Here is a 25413-nt window from a genome sequence, read left to right as displayed (position 1 = left end):
TACCACCGAAAAGGATTTTCGCTATTGTTATAGAGCGAAGATCCTTTTTCTTTTTTTGATATTTATAAAGCGTTTACTAAGCTTTGGCACACTTTCGTCCAATACATTCGCAGAACATTGGTAAATGTCGGTTCAGGATAATAATTCAGCTGGGAGTTTGCCGTTTTCAGTTTAGAAAGCCAGGTGAATGCTCCATGGGCGAAAGAAATATCAGGGGGGAATTGGCATTGCCCAATTGTCAGGTGGAGAAGACATTCTTGCTGCGTTGGTTCTATGCCGAGACGGTTAAGTTGTTCAAGCTGGATTTTTGCAGTCCCGTCTAAGACTTGCTGCGCCTCTTTAGCACTTTTTTGGCTGTCGGATAGCCGGTATTTGAATAATACTTGCGGGATACTGGCAATATTGTGATTTCGGGCGATCTGTACCCATAAACCGTAATCTTCCGCATGGGGATACGAGTAAGAATAGCAGAAACCGGATTCTAAGACGGTTCTTCTGATCATTGCGGACGGGTGAGCCAAACAGCAGCCGAACAGCAGGATGCATTTGGCTATAGCCGGGTTATCGGTGAAATGCCAAGATGTTTGTTCACACGGTTTGCCGAATAATTCCACCCAGGTACCGCACACGGCTATATCGGGATGCTGATCCATAAAATCCACCTGCTTGGCTAACCGGTCAGGCAGACTGATATCATCTGCATCCATACGGGCAATGTACTTCCCATGTGCCAGATTCATTCCCTTATTTAACGACGTAATTAATTTAAGATTTGTTTCGTTGCGGATAAGCCGAATCCGCGGATCAGCGTAGCTTTTAATAATCGGTAAACTATTATCGGTAGAACCGTCGTCAATAATGATAAATTCAAAATCGATAAATGTCTGGCTTAGGATGCTGTCGATCGCTTCCCGCAAATAATCCTGTGCATTATAGACGGGCATAATGACACTGACTTTTGGTGGAAGATAGTGCGACTGGGAGGAACCGGCTGCCTTTTTAAATTTCAATTCAACTTCCTGATGGCAGCCATTCGGTATAAAATCCCGGTACGCTTCCACATTGATTCGATAGCCTTGTGTAAACATTTCGCTAAGTTTATTGGGAGAATAAGAATATGCTTCGCCTGACCGGTTGTTAATAATGGTTTGCACTTTGTTGACAGGATTGCAAAATGTATAAGAATGTTTGCTGCATAAAAGGAATTTTTTTTGAGAATCGAAGCTTGCTTTATTGGTATCAAGAGCGATTTCCAATGTATTAGGATTGAAAAAGGGGTTATGCTGCAATATCGCAGCTATATCCTTGACTCGATAGACAGAACTGGAAACCTCTAGCGGATAGCCAAAATCATACTGCGCTGCTGTCCAGTCAAATTTTAAGAATTCCGGAACAATCACGGTGAATACGGGTAATTGCTGCTCACGATTCAGCGGATAGCAAAAGATTGTATTTGTGCCGAGCCGCAGGGAAAAGCCCAGGACATCCTGATTGTTGCTTAAATTTTCAATGACGGTATGGATTGAGAAATTTCTAACGAAAATATTGTCATCAACTAAAAACAAAACATATTCATAACCGGCTATGTTTGCTAAAACCTGCTCCGGGAAATTGGACTGGCGGATAAACGTAACAGACGGATAATTGTTCGCCAGCTCTTGATATTGCTGTTCATTCGATAAGCCGGAGCAGGTCCAAATCACTTTTAAGTCGATGCTTTCCATATCCAGGCAATGTAAGGCCAAGGAGCTTAAAGCGGCGTCCAATTGCATAGCCCGGTCTTTACTGAATAGTAATCCGACCACCTTTTGCATACGTTGCACTCCTTTGTAAGCGATGGTAGCTCCTCTTTTTATTCACCCAGTTCACTCTTTTTCGGCCAAAACATGATAACCAAAACATAACAACTCCGCCGACCCCAGGTCGTTTGCACTCATTTTTTGCAATTCTTCTAGAATGCGGCTAACTGCCCATGGATCTTCCATATACTGATTCGCATACTTCCGGGCAACTTCGTCAATTCGGCGGATCTCCTGTGCCAAATACTCAAAGTAATTCCCGCTTTTGGCTAGCTCAACAATCTTTAAGCCGTAACGCGGTAAATGGTATTCATACCAATATTGATTAAAGCCGGTAGAAAAATGATAGGGTGCAAAATGCGTCAAACTACAAAAAGGAGCAGTTAGAATTAGCCTGCCACCAGAACGCAGCAATCGTGAAAATTCCTTTAGCGCTAACGACGGCTCAGGCAGATGTTCAAATACCTCGGTACACATAATCGCATCAAATGAAGCATCAGGTTCAGGAATGTCTGCAATATCACTAACAATGTCCAATTGAGTTTGATCCCAGACTTCCATTTGTAATCCTTTTCCATCCCCCCAGCCATCATATTGTCCAAAATCCTGCGCTACATAATCCAGATGACTGCAAAATTTTTTAAATTGCTGTTCACCGGCACCAGCGTCTAATATGCGCCAGCCTTCAGGAACGGCAGCCAATGCTTTTCGTATCCATTCTGTACGATTAGACTCATTAGACAAGCCTACAGTAATCACATGTTCAGCCCCTTAAATTTTTTTGGAATTCTAGTCAAGCTTGAATAGGTTTTTGCAAGCCAAAACACCCGCATACGTAATTCTGCCGCTCAACCAACTGCGGATTACAATTAGCCAGAAACATGCCATTATCAAAAACGGCGGAAAAGTTCAGTATGGACCAGCCAGTAAAATACTCGCATATTTGCTCAAACAGATATATTCTATGAGCATTATATTTTATTATTGACACTCCACCTAGCGGGACAACAAATAGCAGTAGTCCTCCGGGAGCTACTACCCTTTTAAGTTCTGCAATCGCCTTCAAATCTCCGTCATAATCGACTGAATCTCCATATCTTCCGAGTCCTATGTGCTCGACTACATGCATACAGGATAAGGAGCTGATACTATCGTTTGCAAACGGCAGTGATAAAAGATCGGCCTGCCCACATTCCAGATTACTTAATGTAATAGCGACCGGACGATAATCAAAAAACTTAACGGGTATAAATGCAGAGACAATGGTCGCAAAAAAGATAGAAGAGGATATATCGTGATGAACCGTAGGATTGCTTAACTTAAGAATTCTCGCGGCCCAACTTGTAGAATAGACATAATGAGAGTCAAACGGCGTCGTTTCCGTGTCGTCATTTAAGCAGGGATATAAATCCTGCTCATTCCACTCAAAGCGAAATCTCGGCGGAACGGCATTTCCCTGTCGCTTTAATATCTCATAAATCGCCCTAAACTTCAATTGATCCATCGCTACACCCCACTACTTGTTGAAAAATATTTGCTTGCTAAATAAAAGCGGCCCCAGGCCGAGCGTTACTTACATTGCTCAACCAAAACCCGGGCTACCGTCTGGGCGAAACCGGCAAAGGTGAATTTTTGAAATGATTCACTATGCAGAAACTGATCGATATTATCGAGATAAGTGTTATATTCGCTCTCGCCAATCCCACTGATATAACGGTGCATTTCTTCGTAACTGCCGAATGTTCTCCTGTCAATAAAAGTGTTTGCCGGTATATATTTGGTAATATCAGGCGCTCCGAGATAAATCGGCACACAGCCGGCGACAAAACAATCAAATATCTTCTCGGTTATATAGCCGTTTATCGCCCCGTTTTCATAACAGATGCAATATCTATACCTGGATAAAACGGCCAGTTTACCTGCTATTTCTCCCTTATAGCATTGATAGCCGCTCGTTTTCCAGCCGCGGCCATATAAGTCGAAAGGATTTCCCGGTTGATTTTCAAAATATTCGATGGCGCTGCGTCTTTCACTATAAAGTTCGCCAGGCACATTGGAAAACTTATTTCCGGCAATTAATGTGCACAACTGCTTATCCCCATAGCTTGTTGCATAAGGATTTTCCACATAAACAGCTGCCGGAAGAATAAACTTAAAATATTTTGTATTGTCGACTAAATCATCAAGATATGTAAAGATTACGTCTGCAGATTGATGGAGGTTCCTATCATAGTTCTCCGGCGTAACAAAGGGCGGCTCCCATAAAAAAAGTACTAGTTTACTGCGCCTGCTGCCGGACAGCCATTGTTTGAAAAAGTGTTCACCTTGATAAAGGTAATGAAAGATTGACCGGGCTAGCGGGCTGTTGTATGATTTTGGCAGATCAATATAAATAATACAAGTTGATTCTTCGATATTTCCTTTATCTATAGTGCGCAAGTTAAAATGATGTTTGGCCAGTTCCTGTCTTAATACACTATAAAAATTTTCTCCCAGCTCTATCCCCAGCATGTTGCCAATATTCTTATTGAAAACAATGTCATTCAGCCAAATATCATAACCGGGATAGAGTAAAACGCTTTTTATCCGATTCTTGTTTTTCGCCGAAAATAGAATTCTCCTGGCAGCATACACCCGGTCGAGGAGCTGCTTGTTTTCTACCATGGAAACTTTTTTTAAGTTTTCCAATAGATCATGATGTTCCGGCGGTACTACAGTGGGTGAATAATATAGCTGTATATTGTCAAATCCTTTGTCAACAAGAAAGTCTTGCAGTTTCTCAATATTGAAACCGCAGCGGCTGAATTTGCTGTCACAATCAACATTTCCATTTAATAAATTGATTACATTTAGATAAAAGGACTCATTGGCGGCTGCAAAAATAAATTGTCCCTCCGGCTGCAGTAATTGTACGGCAGCTTCTAACAATTGATGAGGATTTACAACACTCTGCAAGTCAACTTCGCTAAGAATATAGTCAAACCGCTTATTTTTATAAATATCCGTGATGTTTTCAAAGCGGTCACATAGGGTGTAATCACTGATGGTATTCAGATCCGCTAAATATTTTTGTTCCTCCGTCAACGTCCATAATCTTATAGCCGGAAACCCGTTTTCACGCAGTTTGTTTTTCACTTGCAAAGCCGTCCCGCCGCAAGAAACACATAATGTCAAAACATCGACGGGATGGCTGGGACCACATTCCACCAGATTTACGATCTCCCAGTCGATCAGGCAGTCATTCCAGGCGTCGACATCAAACTTGCTGGAAAATATCCGGCGGTTTCTTTCTAATAAGTCGAATTTTTCACCGTCACTGCTGCTCGCGTTTGGTATCAAGCGATGTAAAAAGGTATCTTTCGCAAAGATTAATTTATAACCCGCTCTTCTTAGCCGAAAACAAAAGTCAGCAGTAAAGTCACCGGGAGTATATGCTTCTTCAAGCCCGACAAAATTTTTCATGATATCGGTTTTAGTCAGACAGGCATACGTAGTCAGCTGTAACCGTTCCTCCCATTTAGTAGGGGTGCTATTATTATAGGCCGCCGCTGACTGAATCATCTCGTCCATGTTATTGTATTGCAGGCTAACCTGCTGATTATTGTCCGAAATATTGCAAGCGGGAACCACTATGGCGATTTTTTCATCCGACTCGATACATTTCAGTAAATTGTTTAACCAGTTTGGGGTTAAAATCAGATCGTTTCGTAGAAAGACGGTATATTTTCCTTCCACGAATTTTAGTGCTGCATTAACAGCCACGCTTGTTCCTGCATGGTAGGCAAAGGTTAATTTTTTCTGATGGGGGAGGCTGTTGAAAATTTGCTCCGTATCATCATTTGACCCGTTATTAACAGTGATTAATTCAAAGTCAATAGAAGTAGTAAAGCGGTATAAGCTTTCAACACATAGCCGCGTGTACTCTGCATGATTGAATGCCGATAGAATGATACTTACTAACGGCGTCCGGCTATTCTTAAGTGGTTGTATAAGTACCGGCTCTTCCATAGGGGCAGACACCTCTAATTGTTTATTTAAACTTGTGGAGTCCAAACAACGACAGAATAACCTTCGATAAACAAGCTGCCAATATTTGTTCGTTTGCATTTCAATATTTTTATAGTTCCATCCCGCTCCAATTTTCTCAAATAAGGCAAAAAACCGGATAAATAGTTCCGCTTCTTAAAATATTGAATTGAGAGAAAATCCAAAAGATTGTTTTCATCAAGCAATTCGGCAATCGGTTCAACATGGATGCACAACTTAGGGTTATTGTGAATTAAATAAGTCACAAACTCCTCAAACTTGGTTCCAACCTGCTCAAGGGAGGCAACCGTATATACGATTGATTTTGGGTCGAGCGTAAATTTGTAATCCGGCTGAAAGTAGTTAAATTTATGGGCAAAAAGCTTATTGTCTCGTAAACGCTGAGAAACTTGATCAATAATTTTTTGCGACGCTTCAGCCCAATCAAGGCCCCATAAAGCTGCAGTCGGATTATATTCCCTAGCCCGCAATAAATGATACCCGGTACCGCAGCCAAACTCATAGATACTGCCGGCGTCTCGCAGATACTTACTAAATAACCAATCCAGTATTACCGCCAGCGCATTATACTCAAAATTAGGCGAAAGTGATTTTATAAATTTTTGCTCCATTCTAACTGCAGTATATTTACCAAAATATTTCGGAATAATTGCTTTGTGGATATCCTTATGGCTGAGACTGATCAGATTTTCGGACCAGCCTTTTTCCCATTGCTCATAGCGGTGTTCGCCTGCGGCAATTATAGTGTCGTCAAGCAAGGTCAATAGGATTTGTTTTAATAATTGATCGCGTTCAATTTGGGTAATCGGCTGGTAGAGAAAATTGTAGGCCTTGATTTTTTGATGGATATGAGCAGCTAATTTTTCACCAAGCATTCTTTCAAAGTCCAGTCCGGTAAAACGAAAATCAGTCTCATTTAGATCATGATTTTGTGTAGCATCATCCATGGAATCACTTCCTTATATTGGGGTAATTATTCAAAAACCATTGAATAGTCCGCTTAAGGCCGTCTTCAATTGTGGTGAATTGAAATCCCGGTAAATAGGTGTTTAACTTTGTAGTATCCGAGGGTTTGCGAAACTGTCCGTCAGGCTTTGAGAAATCAAAAATCACATTACCGCTAAAATCAAATTCTTTCACGATTAACTTCACGACAGCTTTTATGCTGATTTCATTTCCTGACGAAAAAATAATCGGCGAATCTTCGCTATAATGCTCAAGAGTCCATAGTGCCAGCCGGGCGATATCTTCCGAATAGACAAATTCGCGCAGCGGGCTGCCGCTGCCCCATACGATTAAATCCGTATGATTCTGTTTAGCAAGAAAACAGCGATGGATCAAAGCTGGCAGCACATGGCCGTCGGCTAAATTCCAATTATCGCCGGGTCCGTAAATATTGGTTGGAACCGCAACAATGTAATCACAGCCCCACTCTTTCCGGTAGGCCCTGCTTTGTACTTCCAGCATTCGCTTCGCATAGGCATAGCCAAAGTTAGAAGGGTGGGGCGGGCCGTTATGCAAATTCTTTTCATTTAAGGGATATTGACATTGATCAGGGAAAACGCAGGTAGACATAAAGGAGATTAATTTAGCCGCGCCACAGATACGAGCACTTTCCAATACGTTTGTATTGAGCATAATATTATCTCTGAAATATTGTCCCGGATGAACCATATTGCCGCCAAGACCGCCGACAACGGCAGCTAAATGAATGACCTGATCCGGTTTAATTGCGGAAAATAGCTCCAAAGTTTTATTGAAATCCGTTAAATCAACATCTTCCCGTGTAAGATAAACCGTATCCGGCGGATTGAGATAGCGGATTGCGTGTCCGACTAACCCGTTGGCGCCTGTAACCAGTATTTTAGCCACAATCAACGCTCCTGTTCATTCTGATATCGACGATAAAGCTCTTTTTGCCATTCTATGGTCCGGGTCAAACCGGCATCAAACGGTACATAGGCTGTTTTTTTGAATTCAGTTGTTACCCGCTCCATATTTAAACTGACATCGCCGGGTGCGCCCGGCAGATCATTGCCGGTTTGCGGAATATTCACCGGCACATTTAAATATTTTCCAATTTTCCAGGCTAAACCGGCAATGGTGGTTTTCGAAAAGCCGCCAATATTATAGATCGGGTTTTTCCCCTGAAACAGAACCTTCCACATGATTTCAACCGCATCGGCAATATAACAGTAGGTACGTCTGGCTTCCCCTTTATCAAGCAGATCAATATTACCGTTCAATCCTTTTTCAATAAAGGAATTCAGCACCCGCTTATCGCCCGGTTTCGTTCCCGGACCGTAGGCCAGCGACAAGCGAACCGATTTGGCGTCAATACCATTTGCCCGGCAGCTATTGCAAATTGCTTCCCCGCAGCGTTTGGATTCAATATAGCAGGCTCGGGGATGAGTGGTGTTGGTTGAGCCGATATCGTCTTCGTGATAAGGGGGATTTTTTAAGCCGCTGTATACTTCGCTGGTGCTGATGAACAGAAATTTTCCTTGCGGTTTTAGTTTTTTCAGTAATTCAATTGTCGCCGTCGTATTGATTTGGATCGTTTTAAGCGGATTTTCCAGGAAGCGGCCGGGCTGACCATAGCCGGCAGCATGAAGGATGTAATCGGCAGAAGGCAGGCTATTTAAAAATACGTTATCCGTCAAATCTCCGTAAAGAAGGGTAACGTTAGAAAAATTGGCAATTTCGTTGAAATAAGCCGGTGAAACGGAATGAAGGGGCAGTATCGTTTGAAAATTTACTTTCTTGTTATTAGAAATTGTTTTCAGGCAAGCTGTTAAATGGACGCCGACTAAGCCTGCTGCTCCGGTAATCATAATTGTTTTGCCGTTCATTTCACTAAAATCAATTGCCAGGCAAGTTCCGGCAGCGTCCTCCATGATGCGGTCGGCAAGACTATTCATCGATTAACCTCTCAATTCGTATTCTAATGTTTTCAGGGGTAAGGCCGGCAGTTTCATCTTGCTCTTTCTTTGTTCCGTATTTCCGAAGAAATTTATGGGGGACGCCGACTGCATCGACTTTCGCGAATGTGCAGGGTATTTCACTTAGCAGGGAATAGGCGATTCCACCGCTGAAATACGGCTCACAAAATAATACTTTTCCTAAGCTGCAGTGATGCAGCAATAAATCCGTGTCGATTGGATTTATACAGGTATAATATAAAATCGTAATATCCATATCGGAGCATGCAGCCATAACCGTAGACAGCACCGGCCCCACGGCAATCACAGTCGCCAAATTGCCTTCGCGAATAACAGCGCCTTTGCCGAATTCCACCGCAAATGAGCGTTCATTTTCTTGTTCACTGAGGCGAAAATAGGTGGAATGGCCGTTATCGTAACTCGCATGCAGTAATCGGGCGAATTCATGTGAAGTCCCCGGAACAACGATTTCCATGCCCGGTAAATTGAGTAGAATACCCACATCACCGGGACAATGATGGGTACACCCCAGCGCGGCGTAGTCATAGGATGCTCCTGCACTGACAAAATTGCCGCCGAGCTGCTGATAGCCAAAATCAATTTTTAATTGCTCAAAGGCCCGTTCAACCAAAAAAGGGGCAATCGTATGGACAATGGGAATGCAGCCTTCCAGTGCCAGCCCTGCTGCCAAACCGATGGTAGCCTGTTCCAGAATGCCAATGTTATAAACCCGGGTGGGAAAACGTTCGAAGGCATTACGAAAACCAAAAACACCGATATCACCGAGCAGCAGAACTGTTTTGGGGTCGTCACGCAGTATTTCTTCCGTTGAGTTGACGAATTGTTGTCGCATGCTCATACCATATCCTCCAAGATGAGCTTACTTTCATTTACTGAAGGCACCCGGTGATGCCAGGCAGGATTGTTCTCCATGATTTTACAGCCATGGCCTTTTATACAATTTGCGATAACTGCCAGAGGTTTGTCAGTTGTTTTCGTAAGCAGCGCCGGGAGAATTTCTGCCTGATTATGGCCGTTTATGGTTTGGGTATCCCAGCCAAAGGCAGAAAATTTGGCCGCTATGTCTCCCATTGCCAAAGCCCTGTCAGTAGAATGATTATTATCGACGATACAATACAAATTGGTTAATGAATGATGGGCCGCTAATAGCGCTGCTTCCCATACAGAGCCCTCGTTCGCTTCCCCATCGCCAATTAATACAAAGACTTTACTCGATGTATTATTCTTCATTTTAAGTCCCAGCGCCATACCGACAGCAATAGGGAACCCATGTCCCAGTGAACCGGAAGAAACCTCTACGCCGGGAATTTTGGTACGATCAGGGTGTCCTCCCAGAATACTGTTGTATTTGCCGAATGCTTCCAGCTCGGCTGCAGCAAAAAAACCTTTTCCAGCAAGGATGGTATACAGTGCCAGCGAGCCGTGCCCTTTGCTTAAAACGAACCGGTCCCGTTCCTCCCATTCCGGTCTGCCGGGATCAAAACGCAGTACTTTATCATACAGCACTGTCAGAATATCCAGGATCGATAAAGCGCTGGGAATATGTCCTTCCCGTGCTTGGGCCGAAATCTCAACAATCCTTTTTTGTAGTGTCGTTACATCCAATGGCAGCGCCTCCCTGTGGTGAGCTTCCTCATTCCATTGTTTAATCCGGTATGCTTTACTATATGCATACCGGATTTATATTGCTCCCTGGTGGGGGTGTAAAGTATTTCCGGTTAAGCGGCGAATCGTTCCTGTAAAATTAGGCTAAGACGGTGGCGGCTTGATAAGCAGCTGCATATAATACATAAGCTTAGCACCGCTTTTCTGGAGCTTTTGCGGGCAGGCTCTGATTATGATTCGAGGGCGGTATCCATGAAGGCTTTCCTGCTTGCCGCAGGCTATGGAACAAGGCTGCGGCCAATTACCGACAATATGCCAAAATGCCTGGTCCCCATTCAGCATCAGCCGCTGTTATACTGGTGGCTTAAGCTGCTGCAAAAGTACCGTGTCTCGGAAGTGCTGATTAATACCCATTACCGCAGCGAGCAGGTTGAGCATTATGTTGAAGGGCTACAGCAATCGGACCTGAAAATCAAACTTGTATTTGAACAAGAACTCTTAGGCAGCGGCGGCACAGTAAAAAAGAATGCAGACTTCGTTTCCAATGAAAAGGATTTTTTAATTTGTTATGCCGATAATTTGACTTGTCTGAATATCAGTAAACTGCTGTCCTTTCACGCAAGCCACCCGGATGTTTTGACAATGGGCTTGTTTTTGACCGGCAATCCCGGGCAGTGTGGAATTGCGGTGATGAATCCGGATAATGTAATTACAAAATTTAGTGAAAAACCGGTTAACCCTAAAAGCAATCTGGCCAATGCCGGCATTTATGCAGCCGATCAGCGGCTATTCGATTACTTTCCTGCCGAAAAAACGGTATTTGATTTTGGCTATGATATATTGCCGCTGTTAATTGGTAAAATGCGGGGATACAGGATTCGTGAATATCTGCTGGATATCGGCACGTGGGAAAATTACAAAAAAGCAAATGAGGACTGGAAAAATGATTATATCTAGAACTCCATTTCGCATTAGCTTTGCCGGAGGAGGCACGGATTTACGCGCCTATTATTCCGGTGGATACGGTGCGGTCGTTAGCGCAGCGATTGATAAATATGTATATATTACGGTGAATAAACGATTTGACGATACGTTGCGAATCAGTTATTCAAAAACAGAAATTGTTGACAATATTGAGCAAATCCAACATGAGATTGTCCGCGAATGCCTCAGACTGACCGGGATTACCCAAGGTATTGAGATTACATCTGTCGCCGATATTCCCGCCGGGACGGGACTCGGGTCTTCCAGCAGTTTTACAGTCGGCTTATTAAATGCTTTATATACATTCAAAGGAGAGCAAAAATCTTCGGAATATCTGGCGGATAAGGCTTGTCAAATCGAAATCAATAAATTAGGGAAACCCATTGGCAAACAAGATCAATATGCCGCAGCCTTCGGCAATATCAATTATTTTCGGTTTAATCCCGATGAAACGGTTCTACATGAATCGGTAAATTTAAACGAAAATGATATGCGTAAACTAAATAAAAAATTCCTGCTATTCTATACCGGCATTACCCGCGCGGCCGGCGATATTTTATTTGATCAACAGAAAGAAACGAAAAATAAGCTGGAATATTTAGACCGTCTGCGGGAAGAAGCGGACAATTTAAAAAATGTCCTGCTGACGGGTGGTGTAAGCAGTAAGATTGGCGAAAGCCTTCACGCCGGTTGGATGTTGAAAAAGCAGTTGAGTAACAGGATCAGCAATCCGATGATTGATGATTATTATTGGAAGGCCCGGCAGGCAGGCGCCGGTGGCGGCAAAATTTTGGGCGCCGGCGGCGGTGGATTCTTGCTGTTTTATTGCGATGAAAATAAGCAGGAGCAAGTTCAAGCTGCTTTAAGGCAGCTGAAAAGGCTTGACTTCAAGATTGCCGAACACGGCAGCCGAATCATTTATTTGGCCTAGCGATATATGAGGAGAGGGGCAATGTGAACGTATATTTCAAACAATATTGCAGGGAATTGATTCATACGCTAAACACTCTTTCTGTCGGAGACATTGACACCATACTGAATATTTTATGGGAAGCTTATCAAAAAAATAAGAGAATTTACGTGATTGGCAACGGCGGCAGTGCGGCAACCGCTTCCCATTATGTCTGCGATTTCGGCAAAGGCACTACCGTTACCGGTGAAAAAAGACTAAAGATAATGAGTTTGAATGATAATGTTGCTCATATGACCGCCATAGCCAATGACATTTCTTATCAGGACGTTTTTAAAGAACAGCTGGAAAATTTATTGGAGCCGGAAGATATATTGCTCTGCATTTCTGCATCAGGGAATTCACCAAACCTGGTGGAGGCTGTAAACTATGCCAACAGCATCAATGTAACTACTATCGGTATATTGGGATTCAACGGAGGAAAATTAAAAGAACTCACGCAGGCGAATATCGTGGTTGATAATTTTAATTATGGTCAGGTAGAAGATATTCATCTGATCGTAGGACATGTTATCAGTCAATATTTTCGAAAACTCATTATCGAAGGAGGCTTTTTGTGAATGTATTAATTACCGGCGGAGCAGGATATATCGGCAGTCATTGCAATTTTTTATTGAACAAAAAGGGACTGCAGACAATTGTTTTAGATGACTTGTCCTCTGGACATCGTGAAGCGGTAAAGCAAGGAGATTTTATTAAGGGAGATTTCGGTGATGAAAATGTACTGAAGTCAATCTTCAATACGGCGAAGATTGATGCAGTGATTCACCTGGCAGCATTTGCCGATGTCCCTGATTCTGTACAAAATCCTGATAAATATTATAAAAATAACGTCAGCAAATTGATTACCTTACTGGAGGTAATGGCTGAATACTCTGTTCGGCATATTATTTTTTCGTCGTCGGCCGCAATATTCGGCGAACCTGACTATATTCCTATCGACGAATTGCATAAAGAACTTCCCATCAACCCCTATGGCGAGACAAAATTAATCGGCGAAAAATTACTGCGGGATTACGGAAAAGCCTATGGGATCAAATATGCGGCTCTGCGGTATTTTAATGCCGCAGGCGCCGCGAACGATTGTGAGCTAGGGGAATCCCATAGCCCTGAGCATCATCTGATTCCCCTTATCCTTCAGTCTGTTTTGAAGAAAAGGGAAATGCTTGTTTACGGCAGCGATTATGCTACGCCGGATGGGACCTGTATTCGGGACTTCATTCATGTGGCGGATTTAGCGCAAGCACATTATTCGGCGCTGAATTATATTTTAGGAAATGACGTTTCCGAGTCTTTTAATTTAGGGAGTAATACAGGATTTTCCGTTCTTGAGATCATTAAAATATTTGAACGGATTTCTAAACGTAAAGTGAATTTTACCATCACTGAGCGGAGACCAGGCGATCCTGCCAGATTAATCGCTTCTAAGGGAAAAGCGAAGCAGCTGTTAAAGTGGGAACCACAGCTGGGAGTGGAACAAATATTGTTGTCAGCGTGGAAATGGGAAGAAGACAGAAAATATTAGGAGATGGGTTGACGTGGGGAAGGATAAGAAAGAAGGAATACTGAATGCTGCGCAGCAGGCTTTTGCAATGCCGCCGCAGCAAAGAGTCATTCCCTGGTTTCTGGCGCAAGGGGACAAAACACTGCGGCTTGAATATGATTTGGATCAAAAATCGATTGTCTTTGATCTCGGGGGATATCAGGGCGAATGGACGGCAAATATTTTTGCAAGATATGGGTGTACTATACATGTGTTTGAACCCGTAAGGGAATACGCCGCGCATATTGCGGAAAGGTTTGATTCGTTTGATCATATACATGTATACTCATTTGGGCTGGGGAAAAAGGACGAAAAGGCAATGCTGAATGTGGATAAGGATTCGTCGTCAATATTTATAGAAGGAGACAAAAAAAGAGAAATTACTCTTGTTAGGGCAAATGATTTTATTCAAGCGGCTGGCATTTCCAATATCGATTTGATGAAAATTAACATTGAAGGCGGAGAATATGATTTGCTGGAACATTTAATTGAAATGAAGGCGATATCATTCATTAAAAATATTCAGGTCCAATTTCATGACTTCGTACCAAACGCAGTTGAGCGTATGATTCATATACAGAACGAATTAGCAAAAACACACTTTATTACTTATCAATTTCCGTTTGTATGGGAGAACTGGAGAAGCAATGACACTTCTCCGGTTACGAAGCAGCATTAGGAGAAAATGCACTGATTTTGTGTTGACCGCGCGGCAATGGCAGGCAAGAATAACCTCTGCGCCAGATGAAGCGCTAACATAAAAACAGTAGATATCGGCTGAATTGCCGATATCTACTGTTTTTATTAAAAGGGGGTAGGTTGAATGGCATAGAAGCGCCTCCTCCGAGACGAAGGCATCTTAAGAGAATTTGGCGGAACGAAGCAACCGGCACAGATTAACTAAATTGACCTTGGAAGTAGATGTTAAGTGTTATATTGCTGGTTGAACTCGCGTTGCTATATTGAAGATGGGCATATTTGAGGACTCTGCTTGACCACAATATATTGGCTACGGATGTGGCGACACCACCCAGGGTTATCGCGCCCCCTTCATCGAACCAGGAAAATCCGTCAGGGCTTATTTGTAATTGGAGATTAGCAAAATCAGTGGTAACCGCACTGGTGTTGACAATGCCAAAACTCCAGTTGGGGATGTTCAGCACGTTAAAGCCCGGGTTTGCGGGGTATGCGGTATATGCGGTAGTGGAGCTTGTAATGCCGATTTGAGGAACATCGGTTGTAGCGACAGTCGTCAATACGTTCGGGGTGCCGGTAATGGACACGGTACCGGTAACGGTCGGAGTCCCGGTGATGGATACGGTACCAGTGATGGTCGGGGTCCCGGTGATAGATACGGTACCAGTGATTTCAGGGGTACCGGTGATGGACACGGTACCGGTGATGGTCGGAGTGCCGGTGATGGACACGGTACCGGTGATTTCTGGGGTCCCGGTGATAGACACGGTACCAGTGATGGTCGGAGTCCCGGTGATGGATACGGTACCGGTGACGGTCGGGGTGCCGGTGATGGATACGGTACCGGTGACGCTTAAATTACCCGAAGTGTCGGTTTGGATGGGGAAGGTCGTTGAAGAACCATAAATTTGTATTTTCGCTTGCTCCGGAAGGTCTTGAAACATCTTAAAGTTAGGCACTGGTTTGCCTCCTTTCAAAATTAACCGTAAATTGGTTTACGAATTACGGCTTTACTACATAATATGGTTTCGTATCGCAAAGGTGACAGAATTTGAATGGCAAGGGAAGATTTTGTTGTGCTTAGCAAAGAGCCAGCCGGGCGCACTTCTTCTGAAAATGGCTCATATAGTATTATAAAAGCGATTTTTACAAGGAGCAGGTTATGGATAATAATATTACGATTAGCTTATGTATGATTGTCAAAAACGAGGAGCAGAACATCGCCCGCTGCTTAGAAAGTGTAAAGGAAGCTGTGGATGAGATCATTGTGATTGATACTGGTTCCACCGATAAGACGATGAAAATCGCCCGAGCATATGGCGCGCAAGTTCAATCTTTTTTGTGGAACGGCAATTTTAGTGATGCCCGCAACGCTTCCCTGGATTTGGCTGCCGGCGGCTGGATTTTATTTTTGGATGCGGATGAGTCAATGACAGCCGGCAGCGGCGCCGTATTGCGGGAGATAGTGAAGGCTAACGATGTGGAAGGCTATTTTATCAAAATTATTAATTATGTAGGCAGCGAGAGTTATTCCGAATGTTCCCCGGACATGGTTTTTCGCTTGTTTCGTAACCGGCCTGATTACCGGTTTCATGATGCGGTGCATGAACAGATTGTGGATACTATACAGGCGCGCAGTCACCAAGCTAAATTTCTAATCACCGAAGAAGTTGTTATTTTGCATTACGGCTACCTGAATCAGCAAATTGAGGAAAAAGACAAGATAAACCGTAATTTATCAATGCTCAGTAAAGAATTGGCGGTTCATCCCGACAGTCTCTCGCTGCGTTACCACTATGGAGTAGAATTATACCGGAGCGGACAATTTGAGGCGTCCGTACGGGAATTTTTGGCTGTGATTCAGCAGCTTGAGCCGGGAGCACTTTACTTAGCGAGAGTGATACGTTACATTGTAATGGCATACCACGGGGCAGGCAGACTGGAAGAAGCAATGGACATGGTCAATACCGGTATAGCCCAAGTTCCTGATTATGCCGATCTTTACTACTATGGCGGGTTGATCAGTTATGACACCAAGAATTACGGGGCAGCCTACGCCTTTTTTGAAAGATGTCTGTCTTTACCCGAGCAGCCGGTTCATTATGCCTCACACAGCGGTATGCGGGGATTTCGCCCGTGCTTTTATCTGGGACAGCTGGCAGAGAAATTCTGCAATGAAGAGGAAGCATTGCGCTACTATATTCAGGGATTGCGGGATAATCCGCTGTTTTTTCCTATTCTGGCAAACATCACCCGTATTCTCAGACCGGGGGAGGACCCGGTATATGCCCGGAACGCACTGGAAAGGTTATGCGACTTTTGTTCACCCCAAGCCTATTTAATCATGGGACAGATTTTTTTCCGCGAAGGAGCTTTTGGCCTGGCGCTGGAGTATCTCCGCCGGGGAGCTGCAGGAATACAGGAACCGTCGCTGAACACGATACATCAGGCTGTTTGCTTGCTGCAGCAAGCAAATTATCCGGAAGCCGTGGAATTGCTCAATTTATTTCTGCCGAAGGAGCCGTTATATCCTTTAGCCATAATGAATAAATTACTTTGCTTTTGGTTACAGGGCAATAACGATCAAGTCAGGAAAGCGGCTGACCAGCTTTTTGCTTTGGGGCTGACGCCGGATACCGGCGCGGTTGTTGGCTTGCTGCGGGATATTTCCGAGGGAAAGGAAGCTTTTACTATGCAGCTGGAGGAAGAGGGTATGACCCTGTTGTTGGAAATATTAATGCGGACGCTGGCTTTAAAGCGATGGGATTACGGAGAAAAGCTGCTGCAGCGCTTGAATAAAAATTGTTTAACCGAATACGGAATAAAAATTGGTGAAATATTGAAAAAATACGGCCGTCTGGAGGAATCACGAAATTTTGTGCGGCTGTATCTAAACGCTCATCCGGACAGTGCGGAAGCCTATGGCTTGCTGGCCGAATTGCTAAGGGACACAGGAGCATTTTTCGAGGCGGCGTCTTATTACCGGCAGGCGATTGACAAAGATCCCCGGGAACCGCAGTACTATTGTAAATTGATTGCTCTTTATAAGGAGTTAGGCCGGGCTGTGTTAGATAAAGCGGCAGAGCGATTTTCGCCGATAACTTCCCTTGTTTTGTCCGGGGAGGAGGCAGGCAAGCCATGATTCCGGCCATTAGTCTGGCGATGATTGTACGCAATGAAGCGAAGTATCTGACCGCCTGTCTCAATAGCGTTCACCGGCTTGTCGACGAAATTGTTATTGTGGATACGGGTTCAACCGATCGAACAGTGGAAATTGCCAAACAGTTTTCCGATAGGATTTTTTCTTTTCCCTGGAAGGGAGATTTTAGCGCTGCCCGCAATTATGCCCTTGACCAGTGTAACGGTGATTGGATTTTATCCCTTGATGCGGACGAACAACTTGCTGAAAACAGCGGCGATCTGCATGGGGTAATTATTCAGCACCCTGAATATGAGGCTTTTTTTCTGCCGCTGCACAATCAGCGTACACCCTCAGCCGGTGATTACGACCGCTGTGCTGTGCTGCGGCTGTTCCGAAACACTCCGTTCTACCGGTATTCCGGGATAATTCACGAGCAGGTTGTGCTGGCGAAGCCGGAAGCGGTAGGGACTGCGCCAGGTCCGGTGATCATCCATCAACTGGTTTTGCCCCGGGAACGAAATAGTAAAAGAGGACGCAACCTAGCGTTATTAAAAAAAGCGTTAGCCGACCAGCCGGAAAATTGCTTTTTACAGTATTATCTGGGCGTAGAATGGATGGGACTTGGGCAATTCAGCAAAGCACTGCCTTATTTTCAGCAAACACGACGCCGGTTGCCGGAAGAGCATCTTCTATTCCGGGCACCGGCGGTGCGGCACACCATTACTTGTCTATCGGCGCTTAATCGGTGGCAGGACGCCTGCTGCGTATGTCGGGAAGAAATCCTGCGTTATCCTGCTTATACGGACCTTTTTTTTGATTATGGAGTGGTTTTGCTTATAATGGGGGACTATCGGGCATCACTGGAATATTTTCAAAAGGCGCTGGACAGCGGATGTCCGTCGGCTGTTTTTAGTCATACGAATGGTACGGATAGTTTTCTCGCTTTGTACCATGCCGGGGAATGTCATGAGAAGCTGGGCCAGTTTCAGAACGCTCAAATTTTGTATCAGCAAGCCTTAACAGCCAATCCGGATTTTGTATACCCGCTGTGCAATCTGTTTTTTCTCGGACTGGCCGCGGAGGGAGCCAGCCGGTCTTTTAACCGTTTCCGATCAGTCGGCTGCCTTGAGAATAAACAATGGAGAAGTATTCTGGCCCAATTATTTTTTATCTCCGGCTATGCAGAACTGGCACTGTCCTGCCTTGAGGGGGATGAATATTTGCCGGAAGGAGACAGCGATCTTTCTTTAGTCCGCTGCCTGGTATATTGCGGACGCGGCGAGCAGGCACTGGCGGTCTTGAATAAATTGAAGAAAGCGGCGATGGAATTATCTGCGGCCGGCCATACTTATCAGTTTATCGCCCAGCTTTTTGCGGGACAGTACCGGGAGGCTAAGAATACGGCATTGTCCTTATGGCGTCAAGCCGAGAACCGCAGCGCTGCCTGGGCTCTGTTAAGCTTGATTTCTCGCTGCAGCGGCGGCGAATACTACCGTGGGGTGGAAAAGTTCCGGGAGACAGAAGCAGCCCGGGTATTGCTCAATGTTGCCGCCAACTGTCTGCGGGCCGGTTCAGGCAGGGACGGAGCTATGTTCCGGCGGCTGGCGGCCGAGGCTCTTGACCTTGTTTCCGGCATGTCGCCAGCCGGTGCCCGGCTGACGGTCGAATTTTGGCGGAAACAGGGGAACGACGTTGAAGAATTGATGAATATTCAATATCTTCCGGCAAGGAGTTTATATGTATGAAAATCAAGCCGACAGTCAGCTTATGCCTTATAACGAAAAACGAAGAAGACTGCATTACAGCTTGCATCCAAAGCGCGGCGGGGCTGGTCGATGAGATCGTCGTTGTTGATACCGGTTCTGTCGATCATACGGTGAAACTGGCAGAGAAGCTTAAGGCCAAGGTCGTGCCGTATGCATGGCAGGATGATTTTGCCGCCGCCCGCAACTTTGGCCTGGGTCAGGCTGCAGGCGATTGGATATTAGTCCTGGATGGTGATGAGGTACTGGAACCTGTTGATCGGGAATTGTTTGCCCGGCTGCTTGCCGCTTCCGGCGTGGAAGGTTATTTTCTTACCATTCGCAGCTTGCTGGGGGATGGGGAGGAAGAGGTCAGCGATCAAGTCGTGCGGTTGTTTAAGAACAATCCGTTATACCGGTTTGAAGGAGCGATTCATGAACAAGTTATCGGCAGCATAAAGCAGCAAAACGGAAATTTTGGCCTGGTTCACTCCGGTATTGCGATTCTCCATACCGGCTATCTGCAGAAAAGAATTGCGGCGAAAAATAAGCATCAGCGCAATATCTGTATTATTAGACGGGCATTGGAAGCAAAGCCGGATGATCCGTTTTTGCTGTACAGTTTGGGAATTGAATTTACTCAGGCCGGTGATATTATCCAGGGCAATGAATTTTTGTCAGCTGCTTTGGTGCGTCTGACAGGGGGAGAGGGCTATTTTCATCATGTGATTACTACTTTGGGGACGGGAATGCTTCAAACCGGTGAGCGGGAGCGGCTGAACCGTCTGTTGGACAATGCGTTGATTATGTTTCCCGGAGATCCGGAATTTTGTCTATTGAAGGGACTGACAGCTGTTCAGTCTGGTGACTGGCAGGCGGCTGCTGACGGTCTGCGGCAGGCGGCAGCGGCAGGAACAGATACTCTTTTACCGCTTTGCCACATTCAGGTATTGCTGGCGGATGCTTTGCTGATGACCGGCCGGAATGATCAGGCGGAAGCCGCCTACTTAGCAGCCTGCCGCCTGGCACACCAGTGGCAGTATCCGCAGGGCCGGTTGCAGGAATTAAGGCAGCGGCAGTCAACAGTAGAAAAAACATAACAACAGAGACCGGCAGGTTTGCCGGTCTCTGTTGTTTATGATGTTCCTTGTACATAAACAGTTAAGGCAGTACTTTGGCCAGGAACTGCGGATGTGTAGCATAATCGCGAGAATTTGGCAATGTAGATGGCGGCAAATGTGTGCAGTTGTTTTGGCTGTATCCTGGCTGTTTCGGTCTGAGTCAGCCATGTTTCACCGTCCGGACTGATTTGCAGATAGGCAATTGCCGGGGATTCGCCGCTGTTCATCACTAAATACGAATAGCTAAAACATAAAGTATTGATCGGGTTGGTGCAATTTATTTCGTCTGAGGTATGGACATTGGACCGGAACTCCAAATGAGGGCAGCCCTGATCGTCGGGCGGATGGGGCTCCAGATAATTGATTTCAATGTACGGCCAGCAAGAAGAGTCATTGAATTCGCTGCTGCAAAAACGAATAAGATTGTTAAAACCAATTTCGCATTTCGTTCTGATCATGACACCCAGATTTGCCGCCAGACTGCTTTGCCATTTTGCCACCAGCGGTGTTATATTGAAAGCTAAACAGTCTTTGTTTTGGTTAGTTTTCAGGACAGTGTCAACTGGTTTGGCCCCGGTTAAAGGAAAGTTAATTCCGGAAACCGTTTTTTGGTTCCAGCGGGATAATACCTGAAACAACTGAATGGTTTGCGATTTGTCGCAATAGTCGCTGAAGAGAAATAAATATAATGTAGCGCGAAAGATCGGTAAAGAAAAGGGCAATTGGGATAAATCAAATTGCAGTAAAGCACGGAAAGTGTCGTCGTCCTTCCGGCCAACATTTAATTCTTTCTCGCGGCAGCGAAGACGATGGCGGGAGCCCAGGTTGACAGATGTATCCATAACCGGGGGCTTAAAAAAAATAACGCCCACGAAAATACCTCCTCACTTTATATTAGGGAAATTTATCAAGAGTTGTTAATCGGTTACATATTTACTTTAAGCACTTGCGAAGATACCGGGTGGTTTAGTAAAGCTGTTAGTACATAATATTACGCAGCAGTCTGAAAAGTGACATAAGAGATTAATATATAATTGGAATAATATCAACGGCATCAGGCCGGTTAACGCCGAACGGATGCCGTTTGCACATCGTAAATGTCCATGGCATATAGTAGTATAGATACTATTTAAGTTAAGGTGTGAATATGGATAATTTATGCATGATTGTGAAGGCTGAAGCTGCTCCGGATAATTACCAGGCACGTTATCACTGTGGAATAGAGTTGTTTCGGGCTGGGCACTTTGAGGATGCAGCCCGGGAATTCGAATTTGCGGTTCAGGAAACCGATCATAGGCAAATGTTTTTGCCAAAACTATTTAATTATCTGGCATACTCCTATTATAAAAGCGGGGAGCCACAACGAGCGCTGGCGGCGGCCCGTACCGGTTTAGAGCTGTTTCCCGACCATGCCGGTTTGTATTTATGCAGTGGTCAGGTAAGCTATGAGGCGAAAGATTATGGGGCAGCATATACTTTTTTTGCTAAATGTTTGTCACTGCCGGAGCAACCGGATCATTACGACGCATTTAACGGAAGCAGGGGATTTTGCCCCTGTTTTTATCTGGGACAATTGGCTGAGAAGTTCGGCAATGAGGAGGAGGCGCTACGCTACTACATTCGGGGATTGCGGGATAATCCAGCATTCGTTACCGCCCTGGAGTGCATCATCCGCATTCTCAGGCCAAGGGAAGATCCGATATATGCCAGGGAGTGCCTGGAAAAACTGTGTGAGCTTCGCTCCCCCCAGGCGCATTTGCTAATGGCTCAAATTCTTATCGGACAGGGAGCGTTCAGATTAGCGCTGGATTACTATGAACAGGGGATGCCGGAGTACCCGGTTCCCTCGCAGAACATTCTGAATCAGGCTATATGCCTGATTCAACAGGAACGCCATTTGGAAGCTTTGCGGCTGTTTGATTTATTTACTTCTGACGACCCATTATACCCGGTCGCCAAGTTCAATCTACTTTTATGTTTTTGGTTTCAGGGCAACGGCCATATCGTCGCTATGCTGGCTGAGCAGCTATTTGTGCTGGGGTTATCTGCCGATACCGGGGCGGTTATCAGACTGCTGCGGGATGCGTCCAATAGTAAGGAGAGTTTTTCCGTGCTTTTAGGGGAAGAAGGCATGGCTTTATTGCTGGACATTCTAAGACGGACATTCGATTTGACGCGATGGAAATATGGTAAAGAACTGCTGAATCATCTGGATGGTACCTGTTTAAACGAATATGGATTGATCATCGGTCGACTGTGGCAGCAGTATGGTCAGCTGACGGATGCCAAGTATTATGTACGTCTTTATCTGGCTGCTCATCCGGACTGCCAGGAGGCTTACGGCACATTGGCTGATTTGCTGCAGCAAACCGGATCGCCAGGGGAAGCTGCCGGCTGCTACCGGCAGGCAATTGCCTTGGAACCCCGGGAACCGGAATATTATTGCAAACTCTATGACCTGTATGAGTTTATGCGCCAGGATGTGCAGGCCGCCGCGCGTTATGGGGAGGCGGTTGATTTGGAAACACAGGAATGCCGTTGCCGACTTATTACTCTGTATAATGCTATGGGCCAGAGAATGGGTGAGCAGGTGACAAAACGGTTTGCCGCAGCCGCTCAGTTTAAGATAGCTCCTTGCGTCTTCCCAACCGAAAGACGCAAGGAGCTATAAAAATCGGGGAAATAATTCTACGTTATTGATTTGGCTCCATAATCGCGATGTCTCCTTCTTCGCCGGTACGAATTCGTACGGCGTTAGCAAGAGAGTAGACAAAAATTTTACCATCACCTATTTTACCGGTACGGCAAACTTTTTTAGCGGTTTCTACCACCCGTTCTACCGGAATTTCGCAAACTACAATTTCAAGTTTGATTTTTGGTACTAAATTGATAGTGTATTCTTGGCCGCGATAAACTTCGTTATGGCCTTTGCTTAAACCGCAGCCATACACATTTGTAATAGTCATACCGGCCACATTAATTTTATTCAGAGCTTCTTTCAGTTCATCTAATTTTTCCGGCCGGGTAATAATCTCAATTTTTGTTAGCGGATTCATCGGATTTCCCCCTTCTTTTCTACAGCGAGGTTACGCCAGTGTTGTTTTTTTCACAACAGCTGACTGACTGGAAGCAGTATTTGATAAAAAGTTCAGCGGTGAACCAACGGCGATATCCTGATGGGCGTAACCGCGTTCGCCGTGTTCGATAAGATCGATTCCTTGCACTTCTTCATCGGGATCGGCTTTAATTTGCAGGAACAGGCCAACGACTTTGACAATGATGAAGGTTACTACGGCAGCGAATATCCAGCTGGTAGCCACACCGGCAAGTTGATACAGTACTTGTTCCGGATTACCGTAGAAGAAACCATCGGCGCCGGCGGAGTTAATCTCTTTTGAGGCGAAGAAACCGGTAAGAATCGCGCCTAACGTGCCGCCAAAGCCGTGGATACCGAAAGCATCCAAGGAATCGTCATAACCAAGCTTTGTTTTCATTACGGCTACGGAGAAGTAGCAGGCGGTGCCGCCAATGGCGCCCATAATAATGGAAGACATGGAGCTGACGAAGCCGGCGGCAGGAGTTATGATAACCAGACCGGCAAGACAGCCGGATGCCGCACCAAGAATCGTCGGTTTGCCATGATGCAGCCATTCGGCGATGACCCAGAACACAGTAGCGGTGGCTGCGGCCATATGAGTCGTAACAAAGGCGGTAAGAGCAGTGCCGTTTGCACCGAGAGCGCTGCCGGCGTTAAACCCAAACCAGCCAAACCACAGGAGAGCTGCGCCAATAACAGTCAATGGCAGATTGTGAGGCACCATCGCTTCACTGCCGTAGCCCTTGCGTTTGCCAATCATAATGGCAAAAACGAGACCGGATACTCCGGAAATAATATGCACGACAGTACCGCCGGCAAAGTCAAGCACACCCAGGTCGCGCAGCCAGCCGCCAACACCCCATACCCAATGAGCTACGGGATCATAGACGAAAGTTGCCCACAGGAGGATGAAGGCTAAATAAGCCGGGAATTTTACACGTTCGGCGACAGAACCGGAAATAATGGCGGGTGTAATAAAGGCGAACATTCCTTGGAAGATCATGAAAGCAAGATGCGGGATCGTAGCCGAATAGTCAACGTTTGGATCGACGCCCACAGTATTGAGCCCCATCCAGTCCAAACTGCCAATTATATGGTTTACATCAGGTCCAAAAGCAAGAGAATAACCAAAGAGCGCCCATTGAATGGACACGATGCCAAGACAGATAAAGCTTTGCATGATTGTGCTTAATACATTTTTTGTTCGAACCATGCCGCCGTAAAAGATTGCCAGCGCGGGGGTCATTAGCATTACCAATGCGGCGCACAGCATAACGAATGCGGTATCGCCGGTATCGATTTTAGGCGGTTCCACCACAGGAGCGTCTCCTCCTTCAGCAGCGAAAACAACGGGAGCTAATAGTGCGGTTAGAACGAGCAGTAACCCAAGAACGGTACATAGCTTTTTCATACATAAAACCCCTTTCATTCCAGTCGATATATTTTTGCTTGGACACGGCTTTCAAATAAAGTACTGAATTAGATGCTTTTACGAAATAATACCATGGGGGCCACCTCCTTCAAAAAAACAGAGATGTCCTGGGGAGCATAATCCCCAGGACATCATTGTCCAGATGACTAAAAACAAAAATGCCTTTGCAAAAAAATGCAAAGGCAGCATTGCCTGATGAATGAATCAAATTTGATGTTTATATACTAGCAGATTGAAAAACAGCTGTCAATAAAAATATCATACCGAATTTA

22 protein-coding genes are annotated in these 25413 nt (G+C 45.1%); 9 read left to right on the top strand and 13 right to left on the bottom strand.

What is annotated here, in order from left to right; genetic code table 11:
* Nucleotides 1–62 precede the first annotated feature (62 nt).
* From ABFC84_15695 to ABFC84_15655, 9 genes are all read right to left on the bottom strand, one after another.
* Nucleotides 63–1814, bottom strand: a complete 1752-nt coding sequence (locus ABFC84_15695; GenBank protein ID MEN6414182.1) for a glycosyltransferase family 2 protein — start codon at nt 1812–1814, stop codon at nt 63–65.
* Between the two features lie 51 nt (nt 1815–1865).
* Nucleotides 1866–2558: a methyltransferase domain-containing protein gene (locus ABFC84_15690; protein MEN6414181.1), complete on the bottom strand. Its 693-nt coding sequence runs from the start codon at nt 2556–2558 to the stop codon at nt 1866–1868.
* A 34-nt stretch (nt 2559–2592) separates the two neighbouring features.
* Nucleotides 2593–3303, bottom strand: a complete 711-nt coding sequence (locus ABFC84_15685; GenBank protein MEN6414180.1) for a DUF268 domain-containing protein — start codon at nt 3301–3303, stop codon at nt 2593–2595.
* Nucleotides 3304–3368: 65 nt separating this feature from the next.
* Complete coding sequence (locus ABFC84_15680; GenBank protein MEN6414179.1) at nt 3369–5807, bottom strand: glycosyltransferase; 2439 nt, start codon at nt 5805–5807, stop codon at nt 3369–3371.
* 26 nt (nt 5808–5833) lie between these two features.
* Complete coding sequence (locus ABFC84_15675; protein MEN6414178.1) at nt 5834–6793, bottom strand: class I SAM-dependent methyltransferase; 960 nt, start codon at nt 6791–6793, stop codon at nt 5834–5836.
* A gap of 4 nt (nt 6794–6797) precedes the next feature.
* A complete protein-coding gene (locus ABFC84_15670; GenBank protein ID MEN6414177.1) occupies nt 6798–7718 on the bottom strand; it encodes a GDP-L-fucose synthase in 921 nt (306 codons plus the stop codon).
* A 2-nt stretch (nt 7719–7720) separates the two neighbouring features.
* On the bottom strand, nt 7721–8767 hold the full coding sequence (locus ABFC84_15665) for an NAD-dependent epimerase/dehydratase family protein (protein MEN6414176.1): 1047 nt from the start codon (nt 8765–8767) through the stop codon (nt 7721–7723).
* Nucleotides 8760–9647: a hypothetical protein gene (locus ABFC84_15660; GenBank protein MEN6414175.1), complete on the bottom strand. Its 888-nt coding sequence runs from the start codon at nt 9645–9647 to the stop codon at nt 8760–8762. The genes ABFC84_15665 and ABFC84_15660 overlap by 8 nt, the downstream gene beginning before the upstream one ends.
* The gene (locus tag ABFC84_15655; GenBank protein MEN6414174.1) at nt 9644–10414 is read right to left on the bottom strand and encodes a transketolase; all 771 of its coding nucleotides are present in this window, start codon (nt 10412–10414) and stop codon (nt 9644–9646) included. The genes ABFC84_15660 and ABFC84_15655 overlap by 4 nt, the downstream gene beginning before the upstream one ends.
* A gap of 252 nt (nt 10415–10666) precedes the next feature.
* Between ABFC84_15655 and ABFC84_15650 the strand changes: the two genes are divergently transcribed.
* The 5 genes from ABFC84_15650 to ABFC84_15630 are packed head-to-tail and all read left to right on the top strand — an operon-like array spanning nt 10667 to nt 14590.
* A complete protein-coding gene (locus ABFC84_15650) occupies nt 10667–11371 on the top strand; it encodes a nucleotidyltransferase family protein (GenBank protein ID MEN6414173.1) in 705 nt (234 codons plus the stop codon).
* Nucleotides 11358–12329, top strand: a complete 972-nt coding sequence (locus ABFC84_15645) for a GHMP kinase (protein MEN6414172.1) — start codon at nt 11358–11360, stop codon at nt 12327–12329. The genes ABFC84_15650 and ABFC84_15645 overlap by 14 nt, the downstream gene beginning before the upstream one ends.
* A 23-nt stretch (nt 12330–12352) precedes the next feature.
* Entirely contained in the window at nt 12353–12928 is a 576-nt protein-coding gene (locus ABFC84_15640; GenBank protein ID MEN6414171.1) for an SIS domain-containing protein, read from the top strand.
* Nucleotides 12925–13893, top strand: a complete 969-nt coding sequence (gene galE, locus ABFC84_15635) for a UDP-glucose 4-epimerase GalE (protein ID MEN6414170.1) — start codon at nt 12925–12927, stop codon at nt 13891–13893. Before ABFC84_15640 ends, galE begins: the two co-directional genes overlap by 4 nt.
* A 13-nt stretch (nt 13894–13906) precedes the next feature.
* Nucleotides 13907–14590 carry an FkbM family methyltransferase gene (locus ABFC84_15630; GenBank protein MEN6414169.1) on the top strand — a complete coding sequence of 228 codons (684 nt, stop codon included), beginning with the start codon at nt 13907–13909 and terminating at the stop codon, nt 14588–14590.
* Between the two features lie 217 nt (nt 14591–14807).
* Here the strand turns inward: ABFC84_15630 and ABFC84_15625 are convergent, their stop codons facing one another.
* Nucleotides 14808–15566, bottom strand: a complete 759-nt coding sequence (locus ABFC84_15625) for a DUF6385 domain-containing protein (protein ID MEN6414168.1) — start codon at nt 15564–15566, stop codon at nt 14808–14810.
* A gap of 203 nt (nt 15567–15769) precedes the next feature.
* Here ABFC84_15625 and ABFC84_15620 point away from each other — a divergent pair, with 203 nt between their 5' ends.
* From ABFC84_15620 to ABFC84_15610, 3 genes are read left to right on the top strand one after another with little or no spacing between them, the layout of a single operon-like run.
* Nucleotides 15770–17749: a glycosyltransferase gene (locus tag ABFC84_15620; protein MEN6414167.1), complete on the top strand. Its 1980-nt coding sequence runs from the start codon at nt 15770–15772 to the stop codon at nt 17747–17749.
* Nucleotides 17746–19494, top strand: coding sequence for a glycosyltransferase (locus tag ABFC84_15615; protein MEN6414166.1), 1749 nt, complete (start codon nt 17746–17748; stop codon nt 19492–19494). Before ABFC84_15620 ends, ABFC84_15615 begins: the two co-directional genes overlap by 4 nt.
* On the top strand, nt 19491–20591 hold the full coding sequence (locus ABFC84_15610; protein ID MEN6414165.1) for a glycosyltransferase: 1101 nt from the start codon (nt 19491–19493) through the stop codon (nt 20589–20591). Before ABFC84_15615 ends, ABFC84_15610 begins: the two co-directional genes overlap by 4 nt.
* Before the next feature lie 35 nt (nt 20592–20626).
* On the opposite strand, the gene ABFC84_15605 is transcribed toward ABFC84_15610, so the two are convergent.
* On the bottom strand, nt 20627–21484 hold the full coding sequence (locus tag ABFC84_15605) for a DUF6385 domain-containing protein (protein MEN6414164.1): 858 nt from the start codon (nt 21482–21484) through the stop codon (nt 20627–20629).
* A gap of 275 nt (nt 21485–21759) precedes the next feature.
* Here ABFC84_15605 and ABFC84_15600 point away from each other — a divergent pair, with 275 nt between their 5' ends.
* Nucleotides 21760–23283 (top strand): tetratricopeptide repeat protein, encoded by a 1524-nt coding sequence (locus ABFC84_15600; protein MEN6414163.1) that lies wholly within the window; start codon nt 21760–21762, stop codon nt 23281–23283.
* 22 nt (nt 23284–23305) lie between these two features.
* Here the strand turns inward: ABFC84_15600 and ABFC84_15595 are convergent, their stop codons facing one another.
* Together ABFC84_15595 and ABFC84_15590 are read right to left on the bottom strand one after the other, a co-directional pair.
* Nucleotides 23306–23668, bottom strand: coding sequence for a P-II family nitrogen regulator (locus ABFC84_15595; protein MEN6414162.1), 363 nt, complete (start codon nt 23666–23668; stop codon nt 23306–23308).
* Between the two features lie 30 nt (nt 23669–23698).
* Complete coding sequence (locus tag ABFC84_15590; protein MEN6414161.1) at nt 23699–25120, bottom strand: ammonium transporter; 1422 nt, start codon at nt 25118–25120, stop codon at nt 23699–23701.
* Between the last annotated feature and the right edge of the window lie 293 nt (nt 25121–25413).

The sequence above is a fragment of the Veillonellales bacterium genome (assembly GCA_039680175.1).
Taxonomy (GTDB): domain Bacteria; phylum Bacillota; class Negativicutes; order JAAYSF01; family JAAYSF01; genus JBDKTO01.
This window is presented reverse-complemented; position numbering and strand designations above follow the sequence as displayed.